General features: G+C 66.8%; 21 protein-coding genes and 1 tRNA gene. 12 read left to right on the top strand and 10 right to left on the bottom strand.

The features are described from left to right. Window positions 1-75 precede the first annotated feature (75 nt). Window positions 76-327, bottom strand: a complete 252-nt coding sequence (locus IP92_RS24045) for a hypothetical protein (protein WP_145880036.1) — start codon at window positions 325-327, stop codon at window positions 76-78. Window positions 328-454: 127 nt separating this feature from the next. After that, window positions 455-1303: a formate dehydrogenase accessory sulfurtransferase FdhD gene (gene fdhD / locus IP92_RS24040; RefSeq protein ID WP_145880034.1), complete on the bottom strand. Its 849-nt coding sequence runs from the start codon at window positions 1301-1303 to the stop codon at window positions 455-457. Between the two features lie 346 nt (window positions 1304-1649). On the opposite strand from fdhD, the gene fdnG reads away from it, so the two are divergent. The 7 genes from fdnG (at window position 1650) to IP92_RS24005 (ending at window position 10968) form a co-directional block, all read left to right on the top strand. Next, entirely contained in the window at window positions 1650-4721 is a 3072-nt protein-coding gene (gene fdnG, locus IP92_RS24035) for a formate dehydrogenase-N subunit alpha (RefSeq protein ID WP_145880032.1), read from the top strand. A gap of 19 nt (window positions 4722-4740) precedes the next feature. After that, window positions 4741-5664: a formate dehydrogenase subunit beta gene (gene fdxH, locus IP92_RS24030; protein WP_145880030.1), complete on the top strand. Its 924-nt coding sequence runs from the start codon at window positions 4741-4743 to the stop codon at window positions 5662-5664. Then, window positions 5651-6316: a formate dehydrogenase subunit gamma gene (locus tag IP92_RS24025; protein ID WP_145880027.1), complete on the top strand. Its 666-nt coding sequence runs from the start codon at window positions 5651-5653 to the stop codon at window positions 6314-6316. The genes fdxH and IP92_RS24025 overlap by 14 nt, the downstream gene beginning before the upstream one ends. A 205-nt stretch (window positions 6317-6521) precedes the next feature. Beyond that, complete coding sequence (gene fdhE, locus IP92_RS24020; protein WP_145880025.1) at window positions 6522-7550, top strand: formate dehydrogenase accessory protein FdhE; 1029 nt, start codon at window positions 6522-6524, stop codon at window positions 7548-7550. Then, the gene (gene selA, locus IP92_RS24015; protein WP_145880023.1) at window positions 7547-8959 is read left to right on the top strand and encodes an L-seryl-tRNA(Sec) selenium transferase; all 1413 of its coding nucleotides are present in this window, start codon (window positions 7547-7549) and stop codon (window positions 8957-8959) included. The genes fdhE and selA overlap by 4 nt, the downstream gene beginning before the upstream one ends. Then, on the top strand, window positions 8956-10857 hold the full coding sequence (gene selB / locus IP92_RS24010) for a selenocysteine-specific translation elongation factor (protein WP_145880021.1): 1902 nt from the start codon (window positions 8956-8958) through the stop codon (window positions 10855-10857). The genes selA and selB overlap by 4 nt, the downstream gene beginning before the upstream one ends. Before the next feature lie 15 nt (window positions 10858-10872). Beyond that, window positions 10873-10968: transfer RNA gene (locus IP92_RS24005), tRNA-Sec, on the top strand. Between the two features lie 37 nt (window positions 10969-11005). On the opposite strand, the gene IP92_RS24000 is transcribed toward IP92_RS24005, so the two are convergent. From IP92_RS24000 to IP92_RS23990, 3 genes are all read right to left on the bottom strand, one after another. Further along, window positions 11006-11761 (bottom strand): hypothetical protein, encoded by a 756-nt coding sequence (locus IP92_RS24000; protein WP_145880019.1) that lies wholly within the window; start codon window positions 11759-11761, stop codon window positions 11006-11008. Between the two features lie 79 nt (window positions 11762-11840). Then, on the bottom strand, window positions 11841-12281 hold the full coding sequence (locus IP92_RS23995; RefSeq protein ID WP_145880018.1) for a hypothetical protein: 441 nt from the start codon (window positions 12279-12281) through the stop codon (window positions 11841-11843). A gap of 227 nt (window positions 12282-12508) precedes the next feature. After that, window positions 12509-12889: a DUF3060 domain-containing protein gene (locus tag IP92_RS23990; protein ID WP_158206861.1), complete on the bottom strand. Its 381-nt coding sequence runs from the start codon at window positions 12887-12889 to the stop codon at window positions 12509-12511. Between the two features lie 540 nt (window positions 12890-13429). Between IP92_RS23990 and IP92_RS23985 the strand changes: the two genes are divergently transcribed. Next, entirely contained in the window at window positions 13430-14665 is a 1236-nt protein-coding gene (locus IP92_RS23985) for a hypothetical protein (protein WP_145880014.1), read from the top strand. Window positions 14666-14698: 33 nt separating this feature from the next. On the opposite strand, the gene IP92_RS23980 is transcribed toward IP92_RS23985, so the two are convergent. Next, on the bottom strand, window positions 14699-15718 hold the full coding sequence (locus tag IP92_RS23980) for an MBL fold metallo-hydrolase (RefSeq protein WP_145880012.1): 1020 nt from the start codon (window positions 15716-15718) through the stop codon (window positions 14699-14701). Between the two features lie 193 nt (window positions 15719-15911). On the opposite strand from IP92_RS23980, the gene IP92_RS23975 reads away from it, so the two are divergent. Then, window positions 15912-16733: an alpha/beta fold hydrolase gene (locus IP92_RS23975; RefSeq protein WP_307724873.1), complete on the top strand. Its 822-nt coding sequence runs from the start codon at window positions 15912-15914 to the stop codon at window positions 16731-16733. Then, window positions 16733-17419 (top strand): YoaK family protein, encoded by a 687-nt coding sequence (locus tag IP92_RS23970; protein ID WP_145880008.1) that lies wholly within the window; start codon window positions 16733-16735, stop codon window positions 17417-17419. Before IP92_RS23975 ends, IP92_RS23970 begins: the two co-directional genes overlap by 1 nt. A gap of 37 nt (window positions 17420-17456) precedes the next feature. Here IP92_RS23970 and IP92_RS23965 read toward each other — a convergent pair whose 3' ends face one another. Together IP92_RS23965 and IP92_RS23960 are read right to left on the bottom strand one after the other, a co-directional pair. After that, entirely contained in the window at window positions 17457-19157 is a 1701-nt protein-coding gene (locus IP92_RS23965; RefSeq protein WP_145880006.1) for a methyl-accepting chemotaxis protein, read from the bottom strand. 180 nt (window positions 19158-19337) lie between these two features. Further along, window positions 19338-19922 (bottom strand): TMEM175 family protein, encoded by a 585-nt coding sequence (locus IP92_RS23960; RefSeq protein WP_145880238.1) that lies wholly within the window; start codon window positions 19920-19922, stop codon window positions 19338-19340. A gap of 243 nt (window positions 19923-20165) precedes the next feature. Between IP92_RS23960 and IP92_RS23955 the strand changes: the two genes are divergently transcribed. After that, on the top strand, window positions 20166-22001 hold the full coding sequence (locus tag IP92_RS23955; RefSeq protein ID WP_158206860.1) for a putative bifunctional diguanylate cyclase/phosphodiesterase: 1836 nt from the start codon (window positions 20166-20168) through the stop codon (window positions 21999-22001). Between the two features lie 69 nt (window positions 22002-22070). Further along, a complete protein-coding gene (locus tag IP92_RS23950; protein WP_145880002.1) occupies window positions 22071-22976 on the top strand; it encodes a DUF72 domain-containing protein in 906 nt (301 codons plus the stop codon). A 168-nt stretch (window positions 22977-23144) separates the two neighbouring features. Here the strand turns inward: IP92_RS23950 and IP92_RS23945 are convergent, their stop codons facing one another. Beyond that, a complete protein-coding gene (locus tag IP92_RS23945; RefSeq protein ID WP_145880000.1) occupies window positions 23145-23438 on the bottom strand; it encodes a hypothetical protein in 294 nt (97 codons plus the stop codon). Between the two features lie 122 nt (window positions 23439-23560). Further along, on the bottom strand, window positions 23561-24820 hold the full coding sequence (locus IP92_RS23940; protein WP_145879998.1) for a voltage-gated chloride channel family protein: 1260 nt from the start codon (window positions 24818-24820) through the stop codon (window positions 23561-23563). Between the last annotated feature and the right edge of the window lie 91 nt (window positions 24821-24911).

Below are 24911 nucleotides of genomic sequence, written 5' to 3'. Positions count from 1 at the left end.
GCACGGCACGGCCTGCCGCGTGGCCGGCGGCGGCGGTGATCGCGATCGTACAGCCGGGTGTCCGGAAGCGGACAGCTATTGCAGGCCGCGGCGCTGCAATGCGCGGGCGACCTGCACGAGGATCGAGCGCGTCAACGGTTCGTCGTGGTGCTCGTCGCGCGTGGCCTCGGCCAGCAGCCGCGCGGCGGCCCTGGCGTTCGCATCCGGCACGACGGCTTGCAGCACTTGCCCGACCAGCTCGCAGGCTTCGAGCACGGCGTCGATCTCCACTTTCTCCAGTCCGAGCGTAATGCGCGGCACTGCGCCGCTTGCGTGTTGTTTGTCCATGGTATGCGTCCTCGCCGCCATTAAACCAAGAACGGCAGCGCGCTTGCGTCAGCATACTTCCCGGCCTCGTGTCAGCCTACGCCGCATGCCGGCCTGCAGGCAGCCTCTTGCAGGCTGCAATGGAGCGTCAGGGCGCCAGCCGGTCCTGCCCCGCGTAGCAGACGAACTGGCTGCCGCGCGCGAAGGCGACGAGCACCATGCCGGCATTCTCGGCCATGCGTACGGCGGCGGCCGTCGGCGCGGACACGCCGACGATCGCGACGGCGCCCGCCATCGCGGCCTTCTGCACCATCTCCACGCTGACCCGGCTCGTCACCAGCGCGAAGCCGTCGCCGGCCCGCGACGCCGGCGTGCGGGCCAGCGCGCCGATCACCTTGTCCAGCGCGTTGTGGCGGCCCACGTCCTCGCGCACGACGGCCGGCGTGCCGTCCATGTCGCACCAGGCCGCCGCGTGGGTCGCGCCGCTGATGCGGTTCAACGCCTGCCGGGCCGGCAACGCGGCCAGCGCGGCACGCACGGCGCTGCCGGCCAGCACGGCTCGGCCATGGCCCGGCGGCAGCGTGCGATACACCTGGTCCAGGCTGTCCACGCCGCACAGGCCGCAGCCGGTGCGGCCCGCCAGCGTGCGGCGCCGTTCCTTCAGCGCCATGAAGGCGCGGCTGGCCACTTCCAGCTGCACGGTCACGCCGGCCGGCCCCGCCTCGACGTCGATGCCGTAGCACTCGCCCGCATGGTCGATCAAGCCCTCGGTCAGCGAAAAGCCCAGCGCGAAGTCTTCCAGGTCGGCGGGCGTGGCCATCATCACCGCATGCGAGATGCCGTTGTAGACGAGCGCGACGGGCACTTCCTCGGCCAGCACGTCGGCCACCGTTTCCGGGATGCCGTCGCGCACGCGCAGCACGTCGTGCGGCCTCGTTGCGGGAGGCAGTTCCTGGCTGGACGGGAGAGGACAGGCGGCGGGTGGTGTCGGGATCATGGAGCACACTTTCTGGCAAGGCAGCCATGATGCCACAAGCGCCGCCGTCGCATCGCAAGGGGCGGAATTGCCCGGCTCGTCTTTTTGAACATTTAGCAAGATCGACATATTGCCGGTTACAGCCATTAAATCAGCCGAGAATGATTCTCATTTAAGTAAATGAATAAATCGCTAACGCTTGATCTCAATCATGGAAATCTTTGAAAGATCTCGAGACTTTTTGATAAGGGATAACACGTATTGGCGCCACAGTTGACCCATTAATTTGAGTTTCGCTGCGAAAATACATTCAGCGCGGTGATAAGATCACCTCGCTGAAAGCAATAACTCCTCACAAAGGATTCTTATGAACCAGATGTCACGTCGCCAGTTCCTGAAGGTAACTGGCGCTACCATCGCGGGTTCGAGCATCGCGGCGCTGGGTTTTGCGCCGGCTACGGCCATGGCCGAAGTCCGGCAATACAAGCTCGCGCGCACGACCGAAACCCGCAATACCTGCCCGTACTGCTCCGTCGGCTGCGGCATCCTGATGTATGGCCTCGGTGACGGCGCGAAAAACGCCGCCTCCAGCATCATCCACATCGAAGGCGATGCCGACCACCCCGTCAACCGCGGCACCCTGTGCCCGAAGGGTGCCGGCCTGATCGACTTCATCCATTCGCCGAACCGCCTGACCGAGCCGGAATACCGCGCGCCGGGCGGCACCGAATGGCAGAAGATCTCCTGGAACGACGCGCTCGACCGCATCGCCAAGCTGATGAAGGCCGACCGCGACGCCAACTTCATCGAGAAAACGGAAGACGGCAAGACCGTCAACCGCTGGCTCACCACCGGCTTCCTGGCAGCCTCGGCCGCCTCGAACGAGGTCGGTTACCTGACGCACAAGACTGTTCGCAGTCTCGGGATGCTCGCATTCGATAACCAGGCGCGTGTTTGACACGGTCCGACGGTGGCAGGTCTTGCCCCGACGTTTGGCCGTGGTGCGATGACGAATCACTGGGTCGACATTAAAAATGCCGACGTGATTCTGGTTATGGGCGGTAATGCCGCCGAAGCGCACCCCTGTGGTTTCAAATGGGTCACCGAAGCGAAGGCACATAACAAGGCCAAGCTCGTTGTCGTCGACCCCCGTTTCACCCGTACCGCCTCCGTGGCCGACTATTACGTTGCCACGCGTACCGGCACGGATATCGTGTTCCTCGGAGCGATCGCCAACTACCTGTTGACGAACGATAAGATCCAGCACGAATACGTCCGCAATTACACGGACATGTCGTTCATCGTCCGCGAAGACTTCGCGTTCGACGACGGCATCTATTCGGGCTACGACGACAAGGCCGGCAAGTACGCGGACAAGTCGAGCTGGAACTACGAAATCGGCGAGGATGGCTTTGCCAAGGTCGACCCGACCATGGAGCACCCCCGTTGCGTGTACCAGCTGATGAAGAAGCACTACGCACGCTATACGCCGGAAATGGTGGAGCGCGTGTGCGGCGTGTCGTCCGAACAGTTCCACAAGGTTGCCGAGACGCTCGCGTCGACGGCCGTGCCGGGTCGCGCCGCGACCGTGCTGTACGCACTGGGCTGGACGCACCACTCGACCGGCGCTCAAACGATCCGCATGGGCGCGATGGTCCAGCTGCTGCTGGGTAATATCGGTATCGCCGGCGGCGGCATGAACGCGCTACGCGGCCACTCGAACATCCAGGGCCTGACCGACCTGGGCCTGATGTCGAACCTGCTGCCGGGCTACATGACCCTGCCGTTCGACAAGGAGCAGGACTTCGGCGCGTACATCGATGCGCGTGCACCGAAGCCGCTGCGTCCGAACCAGCTGTCCTACTGGAGCAACTACAAGAAGTTCCACGTCAGCTTCATGAAGGCCTGGTGGGGCGACGCCGCCACGGAAGAAAACAACTGGGCATTCGATTACCTGCCGAAGCTGGACAAGCCGTACGACCTGCTGCAGACGATCGAACTGATGCACCAGGGCAAGATGAACGGCTACTTCTGCCAGGGCTTCAACGTGCTGGCGTCCGCGCCGAACAAGCAGAAAGTGACCGAGGCGCTGTCCAAGCTGAAGTACCTCGTGGTCATGGACCCGCTGGCGATCGAGACGGGCGAATTCTGGAAGTCGCATGGCGAATTCCACGATGTCGATCCGACCAAGATCCAGACGGAAGTGTTCCGCCTGCCGACGGCGATCTTCGCCGAGGAACGCGGTTCGCTGGTCAGCTCGTCGCGCGTGCTGCAGTGGCACTGGCAAGGCGCCGAGCCGCCGGGCCAGGCGAAGGGCGACGTGGAGATCATGTCCGGCCTGTTCCTGCGCCTGCGCAAGATGTACCAGACGGAAGGCGGCAAGTTCCCGGACCCGATCCTGAACCTGACGTGGCCGTACGCGAAGCCGCACGCCCCGACGCCGGAAGAACTGGCGATGGAGTTCAACGGCAAGGCGCTGAAGGAAATCCCGGATCCGAAGGACCCGACCAAGGTATTGCTGAAGAAAGGCGAGCAAGTCGCATCGTTCGCCCAGTTGAAGGACGACGGTTCCACGGCTTCCGGCTGCTGGATCTTCGCCGGCAGCTGGACGGCCGCGGGCAACCAGATGGGCCGCCGCGACAACAGCGACCCGACCGGCATCGGCAATACGCTGGGCTGGGCGTGGGCATGGCCGGCGAACCGCCGCGTGCTGTACAACCGCGCTTCGTGCGACACGAAGGGTAAGCCGTTCGACCCGACCCGCAAGCTGGTGGCCTGGAACGGCACCACGTGGAGCGGCGCGGACGTGCCTGACTTCAAGCTGGACGAAGACCCGGCCAACGGCATGAACCCGTTCATCATGAATGCCGAAGGCGTGGCGCGTTTCTTCGCCCGTGGTCAGATGAACGAAGGTCCGTTCCCCGAGCACTACGAGCCGTTCGAGAACCCCCTGGGCTACAACCCGCTGCACCCGAAGAACCCGAAGGCGACGAGCAATCCTGGCGCGCGCGTGTTCCCGGGCGACCGGGCGCAGTTCGGCAAGCATGAGGACTTCCCGCACGTGGCGACGACCTATCGCCTGACCGAGCACTTCCACTTCTGGACCAAGCACGCCCGCCTGAACGCGATCGCGCAGCCGGAGCAGTTCGTGGAAATCGGCGAGGCACTGGCGAAGGAAATCGGCGTGGTCGCCGGCGGCAAGGTGAAGGTGACGTCCAAGCGCGGCACGATCGTGGCGAAAGCCGTCGTGACGAAGCGGATCAAGTCGCTGAAGATCGAAGGCAAGGAAACCCACACGGTCGGCATTCCGCTGCACTTCGGCTTCAAGGGCCTGACGAAGCCTGGCTACCTCACCAACACGCTGACCCCATCGGTGGGCGACGGCAATTCCCAGACGCCGGAATTCAAGTCGTTCCTGGTGAAGGTCGAGAAGGCATAAGCGGGGTTAAGGACTAATCATGGCATTACAATCTCTAGACATCAAACGCATCTCGGCGACGACGGTGCAGCCGCCGGCGGCCCGCGAGCCGATCACGGGTACCGTCGCGAAGCTGATCGACGTGTCGAAGTGCATCGGCTGCAAGGCCTGCCAGACGGCTTGCTCCGAGTGGAACGACCTGCGCGACGACGTCGGCGGCAACGTCGGCGTGTACGACAACCCGATCGACCTGACGCCGCAATCGTGGACCGTGATGCGCTTCTCGGAACACGAGAAGGAAGACGGCAACCTCGAGTGGCTGATCCGCAAGGACGGCTGCATGCACTGCGAGGAACCGGGCTGCCTGAAGGCCTGCCCGTCGCCTGGCGCGATCGTGCAGTACACCAACGGCATCGTCGACTTCCACGAAGAGAACTGCATCGGCTGCGGCTACTGCGTGACGGGCTGCCCGTTCGACGTGCCGCGTATCTCGAAGAAGGACAACCGCGCGTACAAGTGCACGCTGTGCTCGGACCGCGTGGCCGTCGGCCAGGAACCGGCCTGCGTGAAGACCTGCCCGACCGGTGCGATCGTCTTCGGCACGAAGGAAGACATGAAGCAGCACGCCGAAGAGCGGATCGAAGACCTGAAGTCGCGTGGCTACGCGAACGCGGGCCTGTACGATCCGGCTGGCGTCGGCGGCACGCACGTGATGTACGTGCTGCACCACGCCGATCGTCCGGCGCTGTATCATGGCCTGCCTGAGAACCCGTCCATCAGCCCGATGGTGGGCCTGTGGAAGGGCTTGACGAAACCGTTGGCGCTGGCCGGCATGGCGGCGGCCGCGGTGGTGGGCTGGTTCCACTACTCGCGCGTGGGCCCGAACGAGGTCTCCAAGCGCGACGAGGATGCCGCGTTGAAGGCGGCCGAGCAGATTCGGGAGGAAAACCATGGCGCGCGGTGATCAGAAAATCAAGCACGACAAGGACGGCAATCCGCTGCTCGACCGGTACACGCCGAACGAGCGCTCGAACCACTGGATCACGGCGATCTGCTTCATCCTGCTCGCCGTATCCGGGCTCGCCCTGTTCCACCCCGCCACGTCGTGGATGGCGGTGTTCCTGGGCGGCGGCCAGTGGACGCGGATCCTGCATCCGTTCATCGGCCTCGTGATGTTCGTCTCGTTCATGGTGATGGTGATCCGCTTCTGGCATCACAACTACCTGGAACCGGGCGACCGCGAATGGTTCACCCACCTGCCGGACGTGCTGGCCCACCGCGAAGACAAGCTGCCGCGCGTCGGCCGCTACAACGCGGGCCAGAAGGTACTGTTCTACGTGCTGATCCTGTGCATGGTCGGGCTGCTGCTGACCGGCATCGTGATGTGGCGCGCGTACTTCTCGTACCTGTTCCCCGTCGGCCTGATTCGCCTGGCCTCGCTGCTGCACGCGGTCTGCGCGTTCGGCATCATCGTCTCGATCATCATCCACATTTACGCCGGCATCTGGGTAAAGGGATCGATCGGCGCGATGGTCCGCGGCACGGTGACCTACGGCTGGGCGCGCAAGCACCACCCGCGCTGGTTCGAGGAAGAGATCCGCAAGACGAAAGGCTAAAGTACGCGAATTTGCGTAATCGCTTAAAATTGGCCGGGCCCTCGTGGCCCGGTTTTTTATTGTTTTCTCAGAATGCCGCTGGCAGTCTTGAACCCAACGGCGTGAAGCCGGGGTCAGACCCGGCGGGTCTGACCCCAGGGTTTGCATTCGGGTTGCTTCCTGCTGAGCGACGCGCATGCTTCACAGACCCGGAATTGGAGTTATCTTGGTACAGCGTCTGCTAGAACCCGGCGAGATCGAGGCGCTCGATCACACCGCCATCCCCCGCCTGCTGCTGCCGCAGCCGGGCTCCCTGTACACCGCCCGCGCCGAGCGCTTGCGCCAGCTGGCGGCCAACAACATCAAGGGCATCCCCGTCGACGAAGCGCTGGCCAGCTATGTGAAGCTGATGGCCGAGCTGGTGCAGGCGCAGGCCGATGTCGTCAAGACGCTGCTGCCGGCTGGGATTCCTTTGCCGCCGGATGACGAGATGAAGGTCGCCCACGAGCACAACATGCCCGTGCTGCCGGCCACGGGCAAGCGCCCGGCCGAGTGGCGCGCCGTGTTCGCGGCCATCCTCGACAAGCTCGACGCGCAGGCCGCCGATCAGCCGCAGTTGACGAACGCGCTGGTTGCGCTGCGCGCATTGACGGATGCGCAACTGGAAGGCGCCGCCGACGCCGTGCTGGGCGACTTCGCCGAAGGCATCGACCCGCTGCACGCGCCGTTCGTTGCCGCCGCGCTGCAGGTGACGTGGAGCGTGATGGCCGCGCAGCTGGACGAGCGCTGGGCCCAGCCGCTGATGACCGGCACGCTGTGCCCCGTGTGCGGCTCGCACCCCGTCGCCAGCGTGATCCGCATCGGCGGCCAGTCGCAGGGCTACCGCTACCTGCACTGCGCCGTCTGCGCCAGCGAATGGCATATGGTGCGCGTGAAGTGTTCGTGCTGCGAGTCGAACGCGAAGATCGCGTACCAGGGCCTGACCCCGGCCGATGCCGATCCGGTGGCGGAAAACGTCGCCGCGGCGAAGGAAGGCAAGACGCTCAACAAGGCCAACGACCCGACCCGCGTGGCACGCGCCGAAACGTGCGACGAGTGCCACACGTACCGCAAGATCTTCAACCAGGAGCACGACTACAACGTCGACCCGCTGGCCGACGATCTGGCGAGCCTCGTGCTTGACGTGCTGGTATCCGAACTCGGTTACGCGCGCGCCAGCGGCAACCCGCTGCTGCGCCTCGGCAGCCCGGCATGACGCAGCCGGCGTCGAACCTCCGCCTGCCGGCCGTGCACGTGCTGCTGGCGGCGCCCGCGTGCGCGCCGCTGCTGGCCGAATACGGGCGCGAGCAGACCGTCAACGCGCTGCGCGACGTGCTGGCGTCCCTGCGCACGGCGTTGCTGGCCGGCGAGGCCGCCGATACTTCCGACGAAGCCGTACTGGCCGCCCTCACCGCAAGCCTCAAGGCCGCCAACCGCTCGACGATGCGCCGCCTGTTCAACCTGACCGGTACCGTACTGCACACGAACCTGGGCCGCGCGCTGCTGCCCGACGTCGCCGTGCAGGCCGTGGCCGACGCGCTACGCTGGCCGATGAACCTGGAATGGGACCTGGAGACGGGCAAGCGCGGCGACCGCGATACGCTCGTCGAGGAGCACCTGTTGAAACTGACGGGCGCCGAAGCCGTCACGGTCGTCAACAACAACGCGGCCGCCGTGCTGCTGATGCTGAACACCCTGGCCAGCGGCCGGGAAGTGATCGTGTCGCGCGGCGAGCTGGTGGAAATCGGCGGCGCGTTCCGCATTCCCGACGTGATGACGCGCGCCGGCGCCACGCTGCGCGAAGTGGGCGCCACCAACCGCACGCACCTGAAGGACTACGCCGAAGGCATCGCCGACAATACGGCGCTGCTGATGAAGGTCCACTGCAGCAATTACGCGATCACGGGCTTCACGAAGGAAGTCACGTTGCCGGAACTGGTGCCGCTGGCGCGTGAGCGCGGCATTCCCGTCGCCGTGGACCTGGGCAGCGGTACCCTGGTGAACCTGGAGCAGTACGGCCTGCCGCACGAGACGACCGTGCGCGAAACGATCGAAGGCGGGGCAGACCTCGTAACGTTCTCCGGCGACAAGCTGCTGGGCGGCCCGCAGTGCGGCATCATCGCCGGCCGCAAGGACCTGATCGCCGCGATCAAGAAAAACCCGCTGAAGCGCGCTCTGCGCGTCGGCAAGCTGACGTTGGCGGCGCTGGAACCCGTGCTCGCGTTGTACCACGCGCCGGACCTGCTGACCGAGCGCCTGACGACCTTGCGCCTGCTGACGCGCCCCGCTTGGGCGATGCGCGCGCTGGCTGAACGCCTGCAACCGCTGCTGCAGCGGGCACTGGGCGACAGCTACACGGTGAGCGCCGAGCCGATGTCGAGCCAGATCGGCAGCGGCGCCCTGCCCGTCGACCAGTTGCCCAGCTACGGTCTCGCGGTCCGCGCCGATGCGCGCACGCGTGGCAATCCGCTGGGCGTGCTGGAACGGCGCCTGCGCCAGCTGCCGGTGCCAGTCATCGGCCGCATCGCCGACGACACGTTCTGGCTCGACCTGCGCTGCCTCGAGGATGCGCATGCCGACGAATTCGCTGCGCAGCTGGCCCACCTGGAGAGCACGTCCGCATGATCGTCGGTACCGCCGGCCACATCGACCATGGCAAGACCACGCTGACGCGCGCGCTGACGGGCGTCGACACCGACCGCCTGAAAGAGGAAAAGGCGCGCGGCATCTCGATCGAACTGGGCTACGCCTACACGCCGCTGGCGAGCGGCGACGTGCTGGGCGTGATCGACGTGCCCGGCCACGAGAAATTCATCCGCACGATGGCGTCCGGCGTCACCGGCATCGACTACGCGCTGCTGGTGATCGCGGCAGACGACGGCATCATGCCGCAGACCGTCGAGCACCTGGCGATCCTGCAGCTGCTGGGCGTGCGGCGCGGCGCCGTGGCGCTGACCAAAATCGACCGCGCCGACGCCGCCCGCATCGCCCAGGTCGAAGAGGACATCGCCGCATTGCTGGCGACGACACCGCTGGCCGGCGCTGCCGTATTCCGCACGGCGGCCACCAACCCGGGCGATCCCGGCGTCGCGTCTCTGCTGGCCCACCTGTCCGACGTGGCGGCGGCGCTGCCCGCGCGTGCCGACCGACGGCTGTTCCGCCTCGGCGTCGACCGCGTGTTCACGCTGGCCGGCCAGGGCACGGTCGTCACCGGCACGGCGTTGGCCGGCCGCGTGGCCATCGGCGACACGCTGGTGCTGGCTCCCGGCGGCCAGCAGGCCCGCGTGCGCGGCATCCATGCGCAGAACCGCAGCGCCGGCGAAGGCGTTGGCGGCCAGCGCCTCGCGTTGAACCTGGCCGGCGTGGCCAAGGAAGACATCGAACGGGGCACGTGGGTCGTCGCGCCCGCCCTTGCCGCCTGTTCCGAACGGGTCGATGCGATGCTGTCGCTGGCCACCGGCACGTTGAAGGCATGGTCGCCCGTGCACGTGCACCTGGGCGCCGCGCACCACACGGCGCACGTGGTCCCGCTCGATGGCGATACGCTGCATCCCGGCCAGCCCGGCCGCGTGCAGCTCGTGTTCGACGCGCCCGTGCACGCGGTGCCGGGCGACCGCTTCGTCGTGCGCAATGCGCAGGCGACGCAGACGATTGGCGGCGGCACTGTGCTCGATCCGTTCGGCGCCGCGCGCAAGCGCCGCAGCCCGGCGCGCCTGGCATGGCTGGCCGCGCTGCAGGCGTACGTCGACGGCGGCGACGTGTCGGCATTGCTGGCGCAAAGCCCGCTGGGCGTGCGCGCTGCCACGCTGGTGCGCCTGACGCAATTGCCGCCCGATGCGGTGCCCCTGCCCCCGGGCTGCCTGCGCCTGCCGCTGGCCGGTGGCGAGGAACTGTGGATCATGGAGGGCGCACTGGCCGCGCTGGAGCAATCGGTGCTGGATGCGCTCACCGGCTTCCATGCAAAGCACCCGGACGACGCCGGCCCCGAGCTGTGGCGCCTGAAGCGGATGGCGCAGCCGGATGCCGAGGATGGCCTGTGGTCGGCGCTCGTCGCGCGCATGCTCGCCAACGGCACGCTCGCGCAGCGCGGCCACAGCCTGCACCTGCCGGGCCATAGCGTCGAGCTGACGGCCGAGGAACAGGCGCTGGCCGCCCCGCTGCTGGCCGCGCTGGAACAAGGCCGCTTCGATCCGCCGTGGGTGCGCGACCTGGCCAGGGAGCACCGCGTGCAGGAGGAAGAAGTGCGCCGCCTGTTGCGCAAGCTGGCGCGCGCGGGCCAGTTGTCGCAGGTGGTGCCGGACCTGTTCTATCATCCGGGCCCGCTGGCCGAGATGGCCGGCATCGTCGCCAAGCTGCCCGATACGCAAGCGGCGTCGTTCCGCGATGCGACAGGCCTGGGCCGCAAGCGCGCCATCCAGATCCTGGAGTTTTTCGACCGCGTCGGCTATACTCGGCGCGTCCGCAACAGCCACCTGGTCCGCCCCAACGCGAGTTGGCCCGCTTATGTTCCTGCCGCTGGATGACGGTTCATCTACTCTGGAAGGCATTCTCATCCGGTGATGGGGCCGGGCTTCAAACCCGGTGAGGGGCGTCAGCCGTTCCTCTGTAAGTTCGACTCTTTCTGCCTTCCGCCAATTCCCCCGCCTACGCGCGATACGGTGCCACCCGCCGTCAGAAGACGTCCGGCAATCCCAGCATCCCCTTGACGCCGTCGTCGTTGCCGTGCAGCGCGGCGATCGAACCCGCCGCGGCGCCCGGCTCGCCGTGCGGCCGATGCGTGTAGTAGTTGAAATCAAGCGCGATCTTCCCGCCCAGGTCCGCCGCGTAATCGCTTGGATACAGCGCCTGCTCGGCGGCCGGCAACGTGTCGAAGTGCGCCAGCGCCGACTTGAAGAAATCCGTCAGCTTGCCCGTCTCGTGATACTCGCGCATCGCGTCCGCGACCGCCTTCGTACGCCACGCCTGTTCCTCGTCGTAGGCTTGGCGGTAGGCGGCATAGCGCTCGTTGGTCGTGAACGTGCCGCTGTCGTCGTTGGCGACGGTCCACAGCTGTTCGCGGGACAAGCCGGCGAACGGATTGGGGCCGCCCAGGTTGTCGACGTAGGCATTGGCCGCGGCGGCCGAGGCCAGTGCCGCGGCATCGGCAGGTTGCGGCACCTGTTGCGCCATGCGCGCCTTGTTTTCCGGCGTCAGCGGGTAATTGATCGTGTCGATGTTGGCGCGCACTTGGTCGCCGGACAGCGTCCCGGCCTGCGCGCCCTCGGCCTTGCCGAGCCGCGCGCCGATGGCGGAGATCTGCACGTCGGGCCGCGCCGCGCTGGCCGGCGGCACCGCCGCGCCGTCGACGCGGTAAGCGCCGGCGGCGCCGGTGACGGCCGGGCGCGGATGAGCCGACGGCGTATCGATGGGTTTTGTGATCGGTGGCATGGCGTGCGGTGTGAACGACGTGCTCGATCGTATCACACGCTCCGGCCGCCCGATCTCGCAGCCGGCGCGGCGGCCGGCCTTACTTCTTGCCGCTCTTCGGCGCGTGATCGAGCGCGTGCCGTTCGGACGGATTCACGTAATCCTCGGATGGCTTGATTTCCATCGCACCCTCGGCACCGCGGTCGCCGTTGCCGGCGCCCATGCCGGTCGTCGCCGTCGCGCTGGAGCCTGCGCTGACCCGTTCACCCGTCTCCGAGCTGCCGCTGGTTTCCAGTTTGTCCTTCGACGGCTTGTGCTGCGCCGACTTGTCCTTCGAAGGCTTGTGACCCGCGTTGCTGTCCTTCTGCTTGTTCGTGTTGCGATGCGCGGTCGCGGTACGGCCGGGCGTGGCCTCGGTACCGGCCTTCGTGTCGGCCTGCGTCTGCGGCGGGTTGCCCATATTCGTCACCGAGTGGCTCTGCGCCGAAGCGGTGCCCGCCAGCGTGAGCGCGGCGGCGATAACGATCAGTTTCAGTTGCATGATGGTCTCCCTGGTCTCGTGCACGTCCAACGTGCGAGCCCGTGGCGTTGATGACAACATCATTCTGGCATCCGGCTCAGCAGTGGGCTGTAGGACAGCGTGCCGTGTGCAAGTCGGCTCATGGCGTGCGCGGAATCCGCCGCCGCTGCCAATCGTGCTTGATCCTTCGTTCCCCTGAACAGGCCATTGCCGCGCCGTGTTGCGAAAGCTGCAGCGCTTTCCCCGGCTTATCGGACGCGGGTAACCTTGTTATCGATCCCGCTGATCTCCTGTTTTGGTTCGCCAGACGATTTCCATCTCACGACATGCAGCGTTCCCGCCACGTCAAGGGTGCCTTGTGGAGCAATCGCGACATCGACCTGATTTTTCGCCCCTGTGATTTCAACATCGGAGCAGACCCCGGAAGTGGTGATGACGTGATCGCTGCCTTCAACGATGAGCTTGCGTCCGTTGCAGGGAAACGAACGATGATAGCCATTGCCGCCTACCGAAATGGTTTTTGCGTCTACCGAAATTGGCCCGACGCCCTCGGCCCGGGTTTCACCTTGGGCTGTGCCCAGAACAAGCATCAGCAGCAAAAATGGTCGAGCAGGAAGACGCTTAGCCATCAAATCCTCCATGAGTGAGCGAAAAACTTTACATAATGCTATCACAAATGGCAGCCGCCACACTGGGATACGTCTTCAACGGCAACTTGACGCTGCAGAATACGGACGACTTCCTGGCCGCGCGCGGCATCACGTGGCCCTCACCGCACCTGTAACGCACATCCACCTTCAGCGACGGCAACGGCGCCAATTGGCTGATTGGCGTTGCGCGTCTGACCGCCCTGCCCGCCACGCCGATCACGGCCAACGGCACCGTCTCCCGGGCCTACTTCTTGTGAGCGTGACCGCAATCAATTTCATTTGATACTGCTGTGCTAACGTCTTCTTCAAACCCTGCAATATCGTAAAAGCCATGGTGCACGATAGTGGCTGATGGTGCTTGGTAGCGCCTTGCGTCACCCGACGATGCCTTCCGTGCACGTCAAGGGCCTCTCCAGCGAACTCTGCACCCTCTCCGATCGCATCGATAGAAACAGCCGCACTCAACGGCGCCGGATACACACCCAGCAAGGCCTCCACGAACCACCCCAAGGAGCTTTCATGCATACGACTCCCATCTCGCGGCTGTCCAAAGCAACATTACTGACGGCGCTGCTTTTCTGCGCGATGCTCGGCGCTTACATGGCGTTTGGCCACCAGCTCATCGGTGCGCTGTATGCGGGCGAATTGGCGCCGGCACTGCGGGGCGTATTTGGCGGCGCTCACCCGCTCGAATTCTATTTGCAAAAAACCGACCGGTTTGTGGCCGCGTGGGGCATGGTGATATTGGCCGGTTGTTGCACCTTGCTCGTGCAGCTTGGCCGTCTGAGGCAACCCGCCGCAACGGTTACCGTGCTCGACTGGGCGCTGGGAGCGCTCTACCTGGCAATCGGCTACGCGTTCCTCAGCCTGTATGGCTACGAAGGCGACTGGTACCGCCTCGACCAAATGCTCGGCTGGACCGGTGCGCCGCCTTTCCAGCATCGCGTGCTGTTCCTCTGGCTCGCACACGTGCTCCTGTGGGCGGCGCCGGGCACCACCATCCTGACCGCCTATCTCGCCACCCAAGTGGTCGCCCTCGCGCTGGCACTGATCGCCGTGCGCCTGTTCGCCACACTGTTCATCCGGCGCGACCTGGCGTTCACGGCGCAATTCCTCGCGCTGGCCATATGGGCGCCGACCGTCAGCTATTACACGTTCTACGACGTCGGCATCATCGCCGTCTATGCCGCGGCGTTGTATCTGCTGTTCCACGCCAGGTTCGCCCTCTATCTCGCCGTGTTCGCGGTCGGCACGTACAACCACGAGATCACGCTGTTCCTCGTCGTCGCCAGCCTCTTCGGATTGCGGCGGCGGATGCCGCTGCCGAAGCTGGCCGCATTGCTGGCGGCGCAGTTGGTGCTGTATGTGCTCGTCCGCTGGTCGTTGTTTTACTTCCTTCCCACGCACGCGGCCTGGGAAGGCGGCAAGCTGGCGAAGAACGTGGCGATGCTGCTGCACACTCCGGCAAGGGTCGTGGCCAGCCTGGGGCCGCTGCTGATCTGGTACGCGATCGCGCTGACCGGCTGGTCCCAGGCATCGGCCATGCTGCGCAGGGTGACGATCATCCTGCCTTGCCTGCTGCTGATGACCTTCGTGGTTGGCCAGCTGAACGAGGCCCGGCAATTCGACGCCTTCATTCCCGTGACCGTTGCGCTGCTGTGCTGCCGGATCCAGGCGATGACGGCGCGCGTGATACCGAACCGGGCCTCCGCAGCGGCAGCGCCGCTTGACGGACTCCCCACGCCGCATGCCTGAGAAGTCAACCTGACGGGGCGGCTCGCCCCGATATCAGCCGCGGCCGCAAACGTGCGGGGCCCCTTCCCTGCTCACATAATTCACCGGCACCCAGCGATACCCATCCGGTCCCTGGCGCACATGCCCCAGCCCGGGAAACGCGACGTGCGCCGCCGCCACGCAATCGCCACGCTGCGCCATGTCGGCAAACAATGCGCGCCGATGCTCCGCCGCCTCCCCTGCATCGCTGTCGTATTTGACGGTCACGCCGGGATCGGCAAACTGCACGGCCGCCACGTGCACCGTGTCGCCCCACACGCGCAGCCGCTCGCCGTCGCTTTCGACGAGGTAGGTGGTGTGCCCCGGCGTATGCCCGGGCGACGGCGCCGCGGCGATGCCTTCTTCCAGCTGCCCTTCCCTATCGAAAGGCTTGAAACGCCCAGTGTCCAGATATGGCTTCAGTGACGCCTGCGCGCCGTCGAACATCCCGCGCAGAAAGGCCGGGGCCTGTGCCCGTTCTGTACTGCTCAGCCAATAGACGGCATCGCGCCGGTTCACGCGCACCAGTGCGTTCGGGAACGCGGCGGCGGTGCCCAGCGCGACGCCGCCCACGTGGTCGGCGTGCAGGTGGGTCAGCAGTACTTCGTCCACCTGCTCGGGCGTGTAACCAGCCGCGCGTAAGTTGCCCAGCAGGTGGCCGCCGTCGGCGCCGTACAGGGCGCCGGCGCCGCTGTCGATCAAGATCAGCTTCTTGCCCGTATTGACGAGGAACGCATTGATCGAGCCTTCCACCGGCGCCTTCAGATACGACGCGGCCAGCAGCCGGTCCGTCAGGCCCGGATCGGTCGTGTCGAGACTCGCCGGACCGCGCGTCAGCACGTCGTGGGCGGGGAATGGATGGGTACCGTCGAGCAGCGCGGTGACTTCATAGCGGCCGACGGCGATGCGGTACCAGCCGGGCGCCTGCGCGGCGGCGAACGGCGCGGCGGCATGCACCTGCGCGACGGTGGCGGCGGCCAGGGCGCCGCACAGGGCAAGGCCAATCAGCGAACGAGACAGGATGGACGATGGCATCGGGACTCCAGGGTTGCGGCCGCAACCTCGGCCAATGGCCCGCAGTGTGGGGCCCAGCGGGCGCCTGCAGAACCCCCTGCCGTGGCGCCCCTGCCTCTCCCTTAGTGCAGTGGTGGGCGCGGCGTGCATTGCCGACAATGCCAGTCATCGCAACCAACGTTCAGAGAGGAACGCCATGACCGTACAACGCACCATCAACACTGTGACCACCCGCGACGGCACCATCATCCGCTACACCGACTGGGGCGACGGCCCGGCCGTCGTGTTCAGCCACGGCTGGCCCCTGCAGGGCGATGCGTGGGAAGACCAGATGATGTTCCTGGCCGATCACGGCTACCGCGTGGTGGCGCACGACCGCCGCGGCCATGGCCTGTCCAGCAAGCCGTGGCATGGCAACGACATGGACCACTATGCCGACGACCTGGCGGCCGTCATCGAAGCGCTCGACCTGCACGGCATCACGCTGGTCGGCCACTCGACGGGCGGCGGCGAAGTCGCCCGCTACATCGGCCGCCACGGCACGGACCGCGTCAAGCGCGCCGTGCTGGTCGGTGCCGTCACGCCGCGCATGCTGGTCGGCCCGGACAATCCGAACGGCGTGCCGATGGAAGTCTTCGACGGCATCCGCGCCGGCGTGAAGAACGACCGCGCCCAGTTCTTCAAGGACCTGACGATCCCGTTCTACGGCTACAACCGCGACGGCGCCAAGGAATCGGCGGGCGTGCGCGAAACCTTCTGGCTGCAGGGCATGCAGTGCAGCATCCGCAGCGCTTACGCGTGCATCAAGCAGTTCTCGGAAACGGACTTCACGGAAGACCTGAAGAAGATGACCATCCCGACGCTCGTGATCCACGGCGACGACGACCAGATCGTGCCGATCGCCGCCACCGCGCGCCGTGCCGCCGAGATCCTGCCGCAGGGCCGCCTGATGGTGTACGAAGGCGCGCCGCACGGCCTGCCGACGACGCACAAGGACCGCCTGAACGCGGACCTGCTGGCCTTCCTGAAGTCCTGATGAAGGTTCCGCCCAGCGACCTCTTTCTCGGCATCTGCCTCGGCAGCCTGGCCGGCTACGTCGACACGGCGGGGTTCGTCGCGCTGTACGGGCTGTTCACGGCCCACGTGACGGGGAACTTCGTGCTGATCGGCGCCGCGCTGGCCAGCACGGCCCACGCCACGCTGCTGCTGAAGTGCCTCGCGTTCCCCGCCTTCGCGGCGGGCGTCGTCGGCACGCGCCTGCTCGGCAATGCCTGCGAGCGGCGCGGCACGCCGCCGGTGCGGCCGATGCTGGCGCTGCAGCTGGCGCTGCTGACGAGCTTCATGGTGGTGGCGCTGCTGGCTGCCCCGATCGTCAGCCCCGAGGCACCGCTGGTACTGGTGGCCGGCATGCTGGGCGCCGCGGCGATGGGTGTGCAGAACGCGGCCGGCAAGCTGCAGTTCTCGCGCATCGCGCCGACGACCGTCATGACGGGCAACGTCACCGAACTGCTGATCGACATGACGGACCTCGCCAGCGGCCACGGCACGCCGGCCGCGCGCGAAAAATTCGTGCGCTTCGTGTGGCCGGTGCTGGCATTCGCGGTCGGCTGCATCGCCGGCGGCGGCGCCTATGTGACGGCCGGCTTCTGGTGCCTGCTGCTGCCGATCGGCGCCATCGCGATGCTGCTGCTGGCGCCCTGGCCGAAGCCCGTCGCAGCCTGACCCGCCCTCAGTACCCTTGCGCCGGGCGCGGGTCCGCTCAGGCGGCAAGCGCCCGGCGCGGCATCCCTCCCGCGTCGCCGCGCAGGCGGAAGCTGCCCACCGCCTGCGCCAGGCCGGCAGCCTGTTCGCGCAGGCTCTCGGCCGCCGCGGCGGCCTCCTCGACCAGCGCGGCGTTCTGCTGCGTGATCCCATCCATCATCGTCACGGCACGGTTCACCTCCGCGATGCCGGTGCTTTGCTCGGCGCTGGCATTGGTGATGCCGGCCATGATGCCTTCCAGCTGACGCACGGCCTGCACCACCTGCTCCATCGTCCGGCCGGCTTCGTCGACCATCAGCGTGCCCTGCTCCACGCGGCCCGCCGAGTCGCCGATCAGTTCCTTGATCTCGCGCGCCGCCGCGGCGCTGCGCTGCGCGAGGTTGCGCACCTCGGAGGCCACCACGGCAAAGCCGCGCCCTTGCTCGCCGGCGCGGGCCGCTTCCACGGCGGCGTTCAGCGCGAGGATATTGGTCTGGAATGCGATGCCGTCGATCACACTGGTGATATTGCCGATGTGGGTCGAGCTTTCGCGGATCGCGCCCATCGTGCTGACGACCTTCGACACCACCTCGCCGCCGCGCACGGCGATCGACGACGCGCTGGCGGCCAGCCGGTTCGCCTCGCCCGCGTCGCTGGCGTTGCGCTGCACCGTGTGCGTCAGCGTTTCCATCGAACTTGCCGTCTGCTGCAGCGAACCGGCCTGCGACTCCGTGCGTGCGGACAGGTCGGCATTGCCGCGGGCGATCTCGCCCGTCGCCACGGCCATCTCGCCGGTACTGGCGTGGATCTTGCCGATCATGCCGGCCAGGTTGCCGTTGATGGTGGCGATGGCGCGCATCAGGCTGCCCACTTCGTCGTCGTGCGCGACCGCGATCTCGCCGGTCAGGTCGCCCTGGGCGATGCGGTCCGCGGCGACGATCGCGCGGGTCAGGTTGCTCACGATGTAGCGGTACACCAGCAGCAGGCACAGTACGGTGGCGCCGACGGACAACGCGAGCAGCACCACGGCGACGACGAACGCCGTGCGCGTCTCCTGTTCGGCCTGGGCCACCGCCGCCGACGTGCGCGTGTCGAGCATCGCCAGGAACTCGTTCAGCGGCTGCATGATGCGCGCCTTGTTCTGGTGGTAGGTGGCGTCGTGCATGATGCGGCGCGCCATCTCCATGTCCGGCGCGTCCTTGCGGGTGAAGCCGCCCTTGCCGTCGTCGAACAGCCCCTTGACGGCGTTCATCGCGATCACTTCCGTTTTCACGAGTCCGTCCGAGTTGGCCTGCGCTTGCCTCAGCTTCGCGAACTCCGGCTCGGTGAACCCCGCTTCCTTCATCAGCTGCTGCAGCGAAACAGGCTGGCCGGCCGGTGCCGGCACGGCGATGCCGCCGGCCACGAAGTCCCAGTAGATCCGCTCGTAGTGCGCGGGCCGGGGCTTCTCGCCGTTGCGGATCGCGAGGATGTCCAGGTACTGCCGCTCGTACGCGGCGTCGCCCGACACCACATAGGTGCGGGCCAGGCGGGTCAGGTCGTCCGAGCTTTGCCGCAGTTCGTCGGCCAGCAGGTAGGAGTGATAGCGCGCCTGGCTGGCCGCCGTGGCGGCGGCCTGTTTATCGGAGACGCGCAGCAGCGCCCATAACGTCAGCGCCGCAAGCAGCAGGGTAAGAAGGAAGGTGGCGATGAACGCTTGTTTGATGGACAGGTGACGCATGAAGGACTCGCTGGTGAAAACGGTGAAGAATGCCCGTAGTCAACAGTAGCTTCATTCACAAGCCTGTCCAGCGCACGCTGCCGCCACCTGCGTTGCCGGCGCGCGAATGTAGGCTGCGGCCCACACAGTTGGCACTGCGTCATGGCCAGCCGGACAACAGCTTGCCTGCTGCGCCATGGATTACCCGCCGGTGCTGGCCACGTGCCGTTCCACGCGCGGATCGGGCCGTATCCACAACAGCGCCAGTCCCACGTAGAACGCGGCGCCCAGCCACGGCAGCCAGAACGACAGAGGCACGCCGGCCGCGTACAGCACGATCGACACCCAACCCTTCACGTCGCGGCCGATCGCCCGCGCCAGCCCCGACTGCGGGCCGTGCAAGGCGACCAGCGAGCGCACCAGTATTTCGTACGCGATGGCGCACATCAGCAGCACCGCGCCATACGTCGCCATCGGCATCGCGGCCAGGCTGTGCTCGCCCAGCCAGTTCGTCGCGAACGGCAGCAGCGACAGCCAGAACAGCAGATGCAGGTTGGCCCACAACGCGCGGCCGTCGACGCGGGTGGCCAGCTGCAGCAGGTGGTGGTGGTTGTTCCAGTAGATGCCCACGTAGACGAAGCTCAGCACATAGCTGAAGAACAGCGGCCACAGCGGCAGCAGCGCGTCGATCGTGGCCTCGTGTGGTACTTTCAGTTCCAGCACCATGATCGTGATGATGATGGCGATGACGCCATCGCTGAATGCTTCCAGGCGCGATTTGCCCATGCCCCGGCCGGTCTCGCTGTCGTGCTGCATGTGTCCTCCTGTCGATACCCGCCACGCGGCGGCTCGCCATCATAGTGGGTTTTCCGGCGCGGCACCTCGCCACTATGGCAGAGCTCGCAGCGTTGCGGCCCAGCCGCGCGGGCACGGCTGCGTGGCGGACACGGCAGTTGCCACGCCACACAGGCTTGCGCCCCCATCAAAAGCTTCGTAAGCTACTTTCATCGGATGACGGAGAGTCACACCATGAGCCTCGACAGCGGCCGGACGGATGAAAGCCGGGACACGGAATCGGAACAGCGCCGCGTGCAGGAATTGTCGCGGTACGTGCTGGCGCAGGACAAGCCCGATCCGCAGCTGCGCTTCATCGTCGAGCTGGCCGTGCAGACGATGGGCTCCGACATGGGCGGCATCAGCCTCGTGTACCAATCGCACATCTGGCTGCCCGTCACCGTCGGCTTCACGCTGACGGAGCTCGACCGCAACGACACGTTCTGCAGCGACGCCGTCGCGTCCGAGGCCGATTTCTTCGAGGTGCAGGACGCGTTCACGGAAGACTGGTCGGCGAAGAAGCCCGTCGTGCGCACGGCGCCGCACTACCGGCACTATGCCGGCGTCACGCTGCACGGCAGCCGCGGGTACCTGCTCGGCACGTTGTGGGTCATGTGGCTGCTGCCGGGCCGGCTCAACGCGGCGCAGCGCACGATGCTGCAGGGCCTGGGGCGCCTCGTCGTCGATACGCTCGAGCTGCGCTATTGCGACGCGGTGACCGGCATGTACAACCGCAACGCGTTCGTGCAGCATCTGCAGCAGGCCAAGTGCGCCGACGGCGCGAAAGAACTGACGGTCGGCTATATCGACATGTCCGGCTTCCACCAGATCAACGAGGTGTTCGGGCGCCGCACCGGCGACGCCGCGCTGGCCGAAGTGGCGGCGCGGATCACCGGCTGGGCCGGTACGGACAATCCCGTCGCCCACATGGGCGGCGACCGTTTCGCGTTTGCGCTGCTGGGCCCTGCCGAAGGCGACGAACTGGCCGCGCTGACCCGCATGATCGACGTCCCCATCACGCTGCCCGGCAGCCGCATGCAGGCACTGCGCGCGCGCATCGGCTACGTGCGCCAGCCGCTGCCGACGCAGTTCGCGGCGGCCGCGCTGCTGGACATGGCGGAAACGGCCGCATCGAGCATCGGCGACCTCGATGGCTTTTCCGTCGTCCGCGAATACGGCAGCGAGCTGCGCGAACGTTCCGGCATCCTGCACGACCTGCTGGCAGTGCTGCAGGGCAGCCCCGGCGCCGGCACGCTGACGATGCACTATCAACCGCAGGTGAACTTCGCCAAGCAGAAGCTGATCGGGCTCGAGGCGCTGGTGCGCTGGGTGCATCCGCTGCGCGGCACCGTGCTGCCGTCGACGTTCGTGCCGCTGGCCGAGAGTTCCGGCCGCAGCTACGAGCTGGACTTGCTTGTGATGCGCGAGGTGTGCCGCGACATGCGCCACTGGGCCGACGCCGGCCTGCCCCAGGTGCCCGTGTCGCTGAACTTCTCGCGCGCGTCGCTCTTGCACCCCGGCTTGCCGGAAGCGATCGCTGACCTGCTGGAGGAATGGCGCCTGCCTGGCGCGCTGCTGGAAGTCGAGGTCACCGAAAGCCAGCTGCTGGAAGCGCCCGAGGCGCTGCACGAGCGCATTTCCGCGCTGCGCGACCTGGGCCTGCGCATCGCGATCGACGACTTCGGCATCGGCTATTCGAACCTGGATGCGATCGGCACCCTGCCGTTCGACCGGCTGAAGGTGGACCGCCGCTTCGTGCATGGCGTGGCCGACAGCGCCGTCACCGCGAGCCTGTTCCGGCTGATCCAGGGCGTGGCCGAGGTGTCGGATGCGGAACTGCTGTGCGAAGGCCTGGAGCGCCAGGCGGACCTGGACTGGCTGCGCCACCAGCATGCCTACTGCGTGCAGGGCTGGTACTTCAGCTCCGCGCTGCCGCCGCAGGGCGTGGAACAACTGCTGCGGGCCTGGCACCAGCATGCCCAGCAAAGCGGCACGATGGGCGACGTGCGCGAGCTGTTCACCCGCCACTGAGGCATCCTCCACTGCCCTGGCGCGGCCATTCATGCGCCGCCCACCGCAGCGCCCGCCTATACTCGGGCCATGGCACACTACCGTATCGGCATTTCCGGCTGGCGCTACGAGCCGTGGCGCAAAGTCTTCTATCCGGACGACCTGACCCAGGCGCGCGAGCTCGAATTCGCGTCGCGCGCGCTGCCGACGATCGAGATCAACGGCTCGTTCTATTCGCTGCAGCGGCCCAAGAGCTACCAGGAATGGTATGACGCGACACCGCCCGGCTTCGTCTTCTCGCACAAGGGCAACCGCTTCCTGACGCACATCCGGCGCCTGCGCGAGCCCGAACAGCCGCTGTGCAACGTGCTGGCCTCCGGCGTGCTGGCGCTGCGCGAAAAGCTGGGGCCCTTCCTGTGGCAGTTCCCGCCCAGCTTCCGCTTCGACGCCGACCTGGTCGAAGGCTTTCTGAGCCTGCTGCCGCACGATACCGAAGCCGCGCTGGCGATGGCGGTGCGCCACGACGAGCGGATGAAGGGCCGCGCCTGGCTGGAGATCGACGCCAAGCGCAAGATGCGGCACGCAATGGAGATCCGCCACGAAAGCTTCAACGACCCGGCGTTCGTGAAGCTGCTGCGCAAGTACAAGGTGGCCCTCGTCGTTGCCGACACGGCCGGCAAATGGCCCGATTACGAAGACGTGACGGCCGACTTCATGTACCTGCGGCTGCATGGCGAGAAGGAGCTGTACGCGAGCGGCTACACGGACGACGCGCTGGACGACTGGGAGCGCAAGATCCGCGCATGGAGCGCCGGCGGCCAGCCGGACGACGCGAAGCTGATCGTCGACAGCGCGCCGCCGAAGCGGGCCAGCCGCGACATCTTCTGCTACTTCGACAACGACATCAAGGTGCATGCGCCGTTCGACGCGCGCCGGCTGCTGGCCCGCCTCGGCGCGGACGACGGGCTGGCGCCGCTGACCGATCCGCGCGGGTGATCCGCGGTACCTGCCGGGTATGCGCCCGGCTGTTTGCGCTGGACCTGGCGCTGGCCGGGCGCGCGCGGCCTGCCTGTTCGCGCCGCCGGCCCGGCCCCACCTGGCCAGCGGCGCGCTGCCATGGCTGCTGCCGGAACACGCGCTGCCGTGGTCACGCGGCGCTGACGCTTACTGCTTGAAGAACGCGAACAGGCCGATGGCCGCCAGCAGGTACGGCCAGAATTTCACGGGGATGAAGAACAGGTCGTGCTTCGGTTTCACTTCGACTTCCTGGCCGGTGGCCTTGTCGATGTAGGTGCGTCCGGACGCGTTGCGCTCCAGCGCCATATGCAGGCCGAACACCATCGCCGCAGCCAGCAACAGGCCGATCAGGACCGACGCCGCCTTGTGATCCGTGGGCAGCGGCGTGCCCCAGATGCTTTCCGCGGCATACCCGCCTACCAGGATGCCGACGACGGCCATCACAATCACCAGAATCCCATATCCGCGCCATACGATCATTATTATTCCCCTCGAAGGTGGTTGAAGTTGCGCGCCGATGTCCGGCGCGTCGGGGAGAATAGCAAATTCAAAGGCGCGAAAATTCACACATTGTCACGTTCGCGGTAACGGATCTTCCGCGCCTGGCGCTGCGCCTTGTAGATGCCGATATGGCCTGAAAACAGATAGGCGACGACACAGCCCAGCGCCGCGTACGGCCCGATGGCGGGGCCGAACAATTCCAGCGCCATCACGGTCGATGCCAGCGGCGTGTTCGCGGCCCCCGCAAACACGGCGACGAAGCCGACGCCCGCCAGCAGCGAAAACGGCAGGTGCAGCAGCGGCGCCAGCGCGTTGCCCAGGGTGGCGCCGATGTAGAACAGCGGCGTCACCTCGCCGCCCTTGAAGCCGGTGCCGAGCGAGCCGACCGTGAAGACGAACTTGCCCAGCGCATCCCACAGCGGCAGCGGATGGTCGAACGCCTCGACGATGACAGGGATGCCGAGGCCGACATAGCGCTGCGTGCCCAGTGCCCACACGGCGCAGGCGACGACGGACCCGCCGATGAGCGGGCGCAGCGGCGCGTAGGCGATGTGCCGTTTCATCCAGGCGGACAGGCGGTGCGTGGCGCCGGCAAACAGCATGCCGGCCAGGCCGAAGGCGATGCCGGCGGCGGCGACGCCGGCGACCGTCCACGCCGTCAATGCCGGCACGGTGTGCACCGCGTAATGCGTATGGTGGACGCCCCACGCCAGGCCCACCTGGTCCGCCAGGATCGCCGCGACGATGCACGGGAAAATCGCATCGTAGCGCATGCGGCCGATCACCAGCACCTCCAGGCCGAAGATCGCACCGGCCAGCGGCGTGCCGAACACGGACGCGAAGCCGGCGCTGATGCCGGCCATCAGCACGATGCGCCGGTCCTCCGGCTGCAGGCGGAACAGGTGCGTGAGCTGGTCGGCCAACGTGCCGCCCATCTGCACGGCCGTCCCTTCGCGGCCGACGGAGGCGCCGAACAGGTGCGAAATCACGGTCCCCGTCAGAACGAGAGGCGCCATGCGCAGGGGCACCACGTTCTGCGGATCGTGGATCTCGTCGATCAACAGGTTGTTGCCCGCCTCGACCCGGCTGCCCCAGCGCAGGTACACCCAGCCGACCGCGAAGCCGGCCAGCGGCAGCAGCCAGATGATCCATGGATGAACGATGCGATAGCCGGTGACCGCGTCGAGCGCAAACAGGAACAGCGCCGACGCGCTGCCCGCCAGCGCGGCGACCAGCACGGCGAGGCAGCTCCATTTGGCGAGGTAGAGCAAGGAGTCGAGTATCGAGGCGCGCAGCGGCGCAGGGTCGGACAGGCGTGTCATGCGCGGCAATATAGCACGGCCAAAAGAACCGGCGGCCGCCGCTAATGCCGTTCAGTTAAGGCAAACCCGAGACCCAAAACCGCGGGGTCAG

This window comes from Pseudoduganella flava (assembly GCF_007830495.1).
Taxonomy (GTDB): domain Bacteria; phylum Pseudomonadota; class Gammaproteobacteria; order Burkholderiales; family Burkholderiaceae_D; genus Rugamonas; species Rugamonas flava.
The sequence above is the reverse complement of the archived record's forward strand: the minus strand, read 5'-3'. Positions and strand labels throughout refer to the sequence as shown.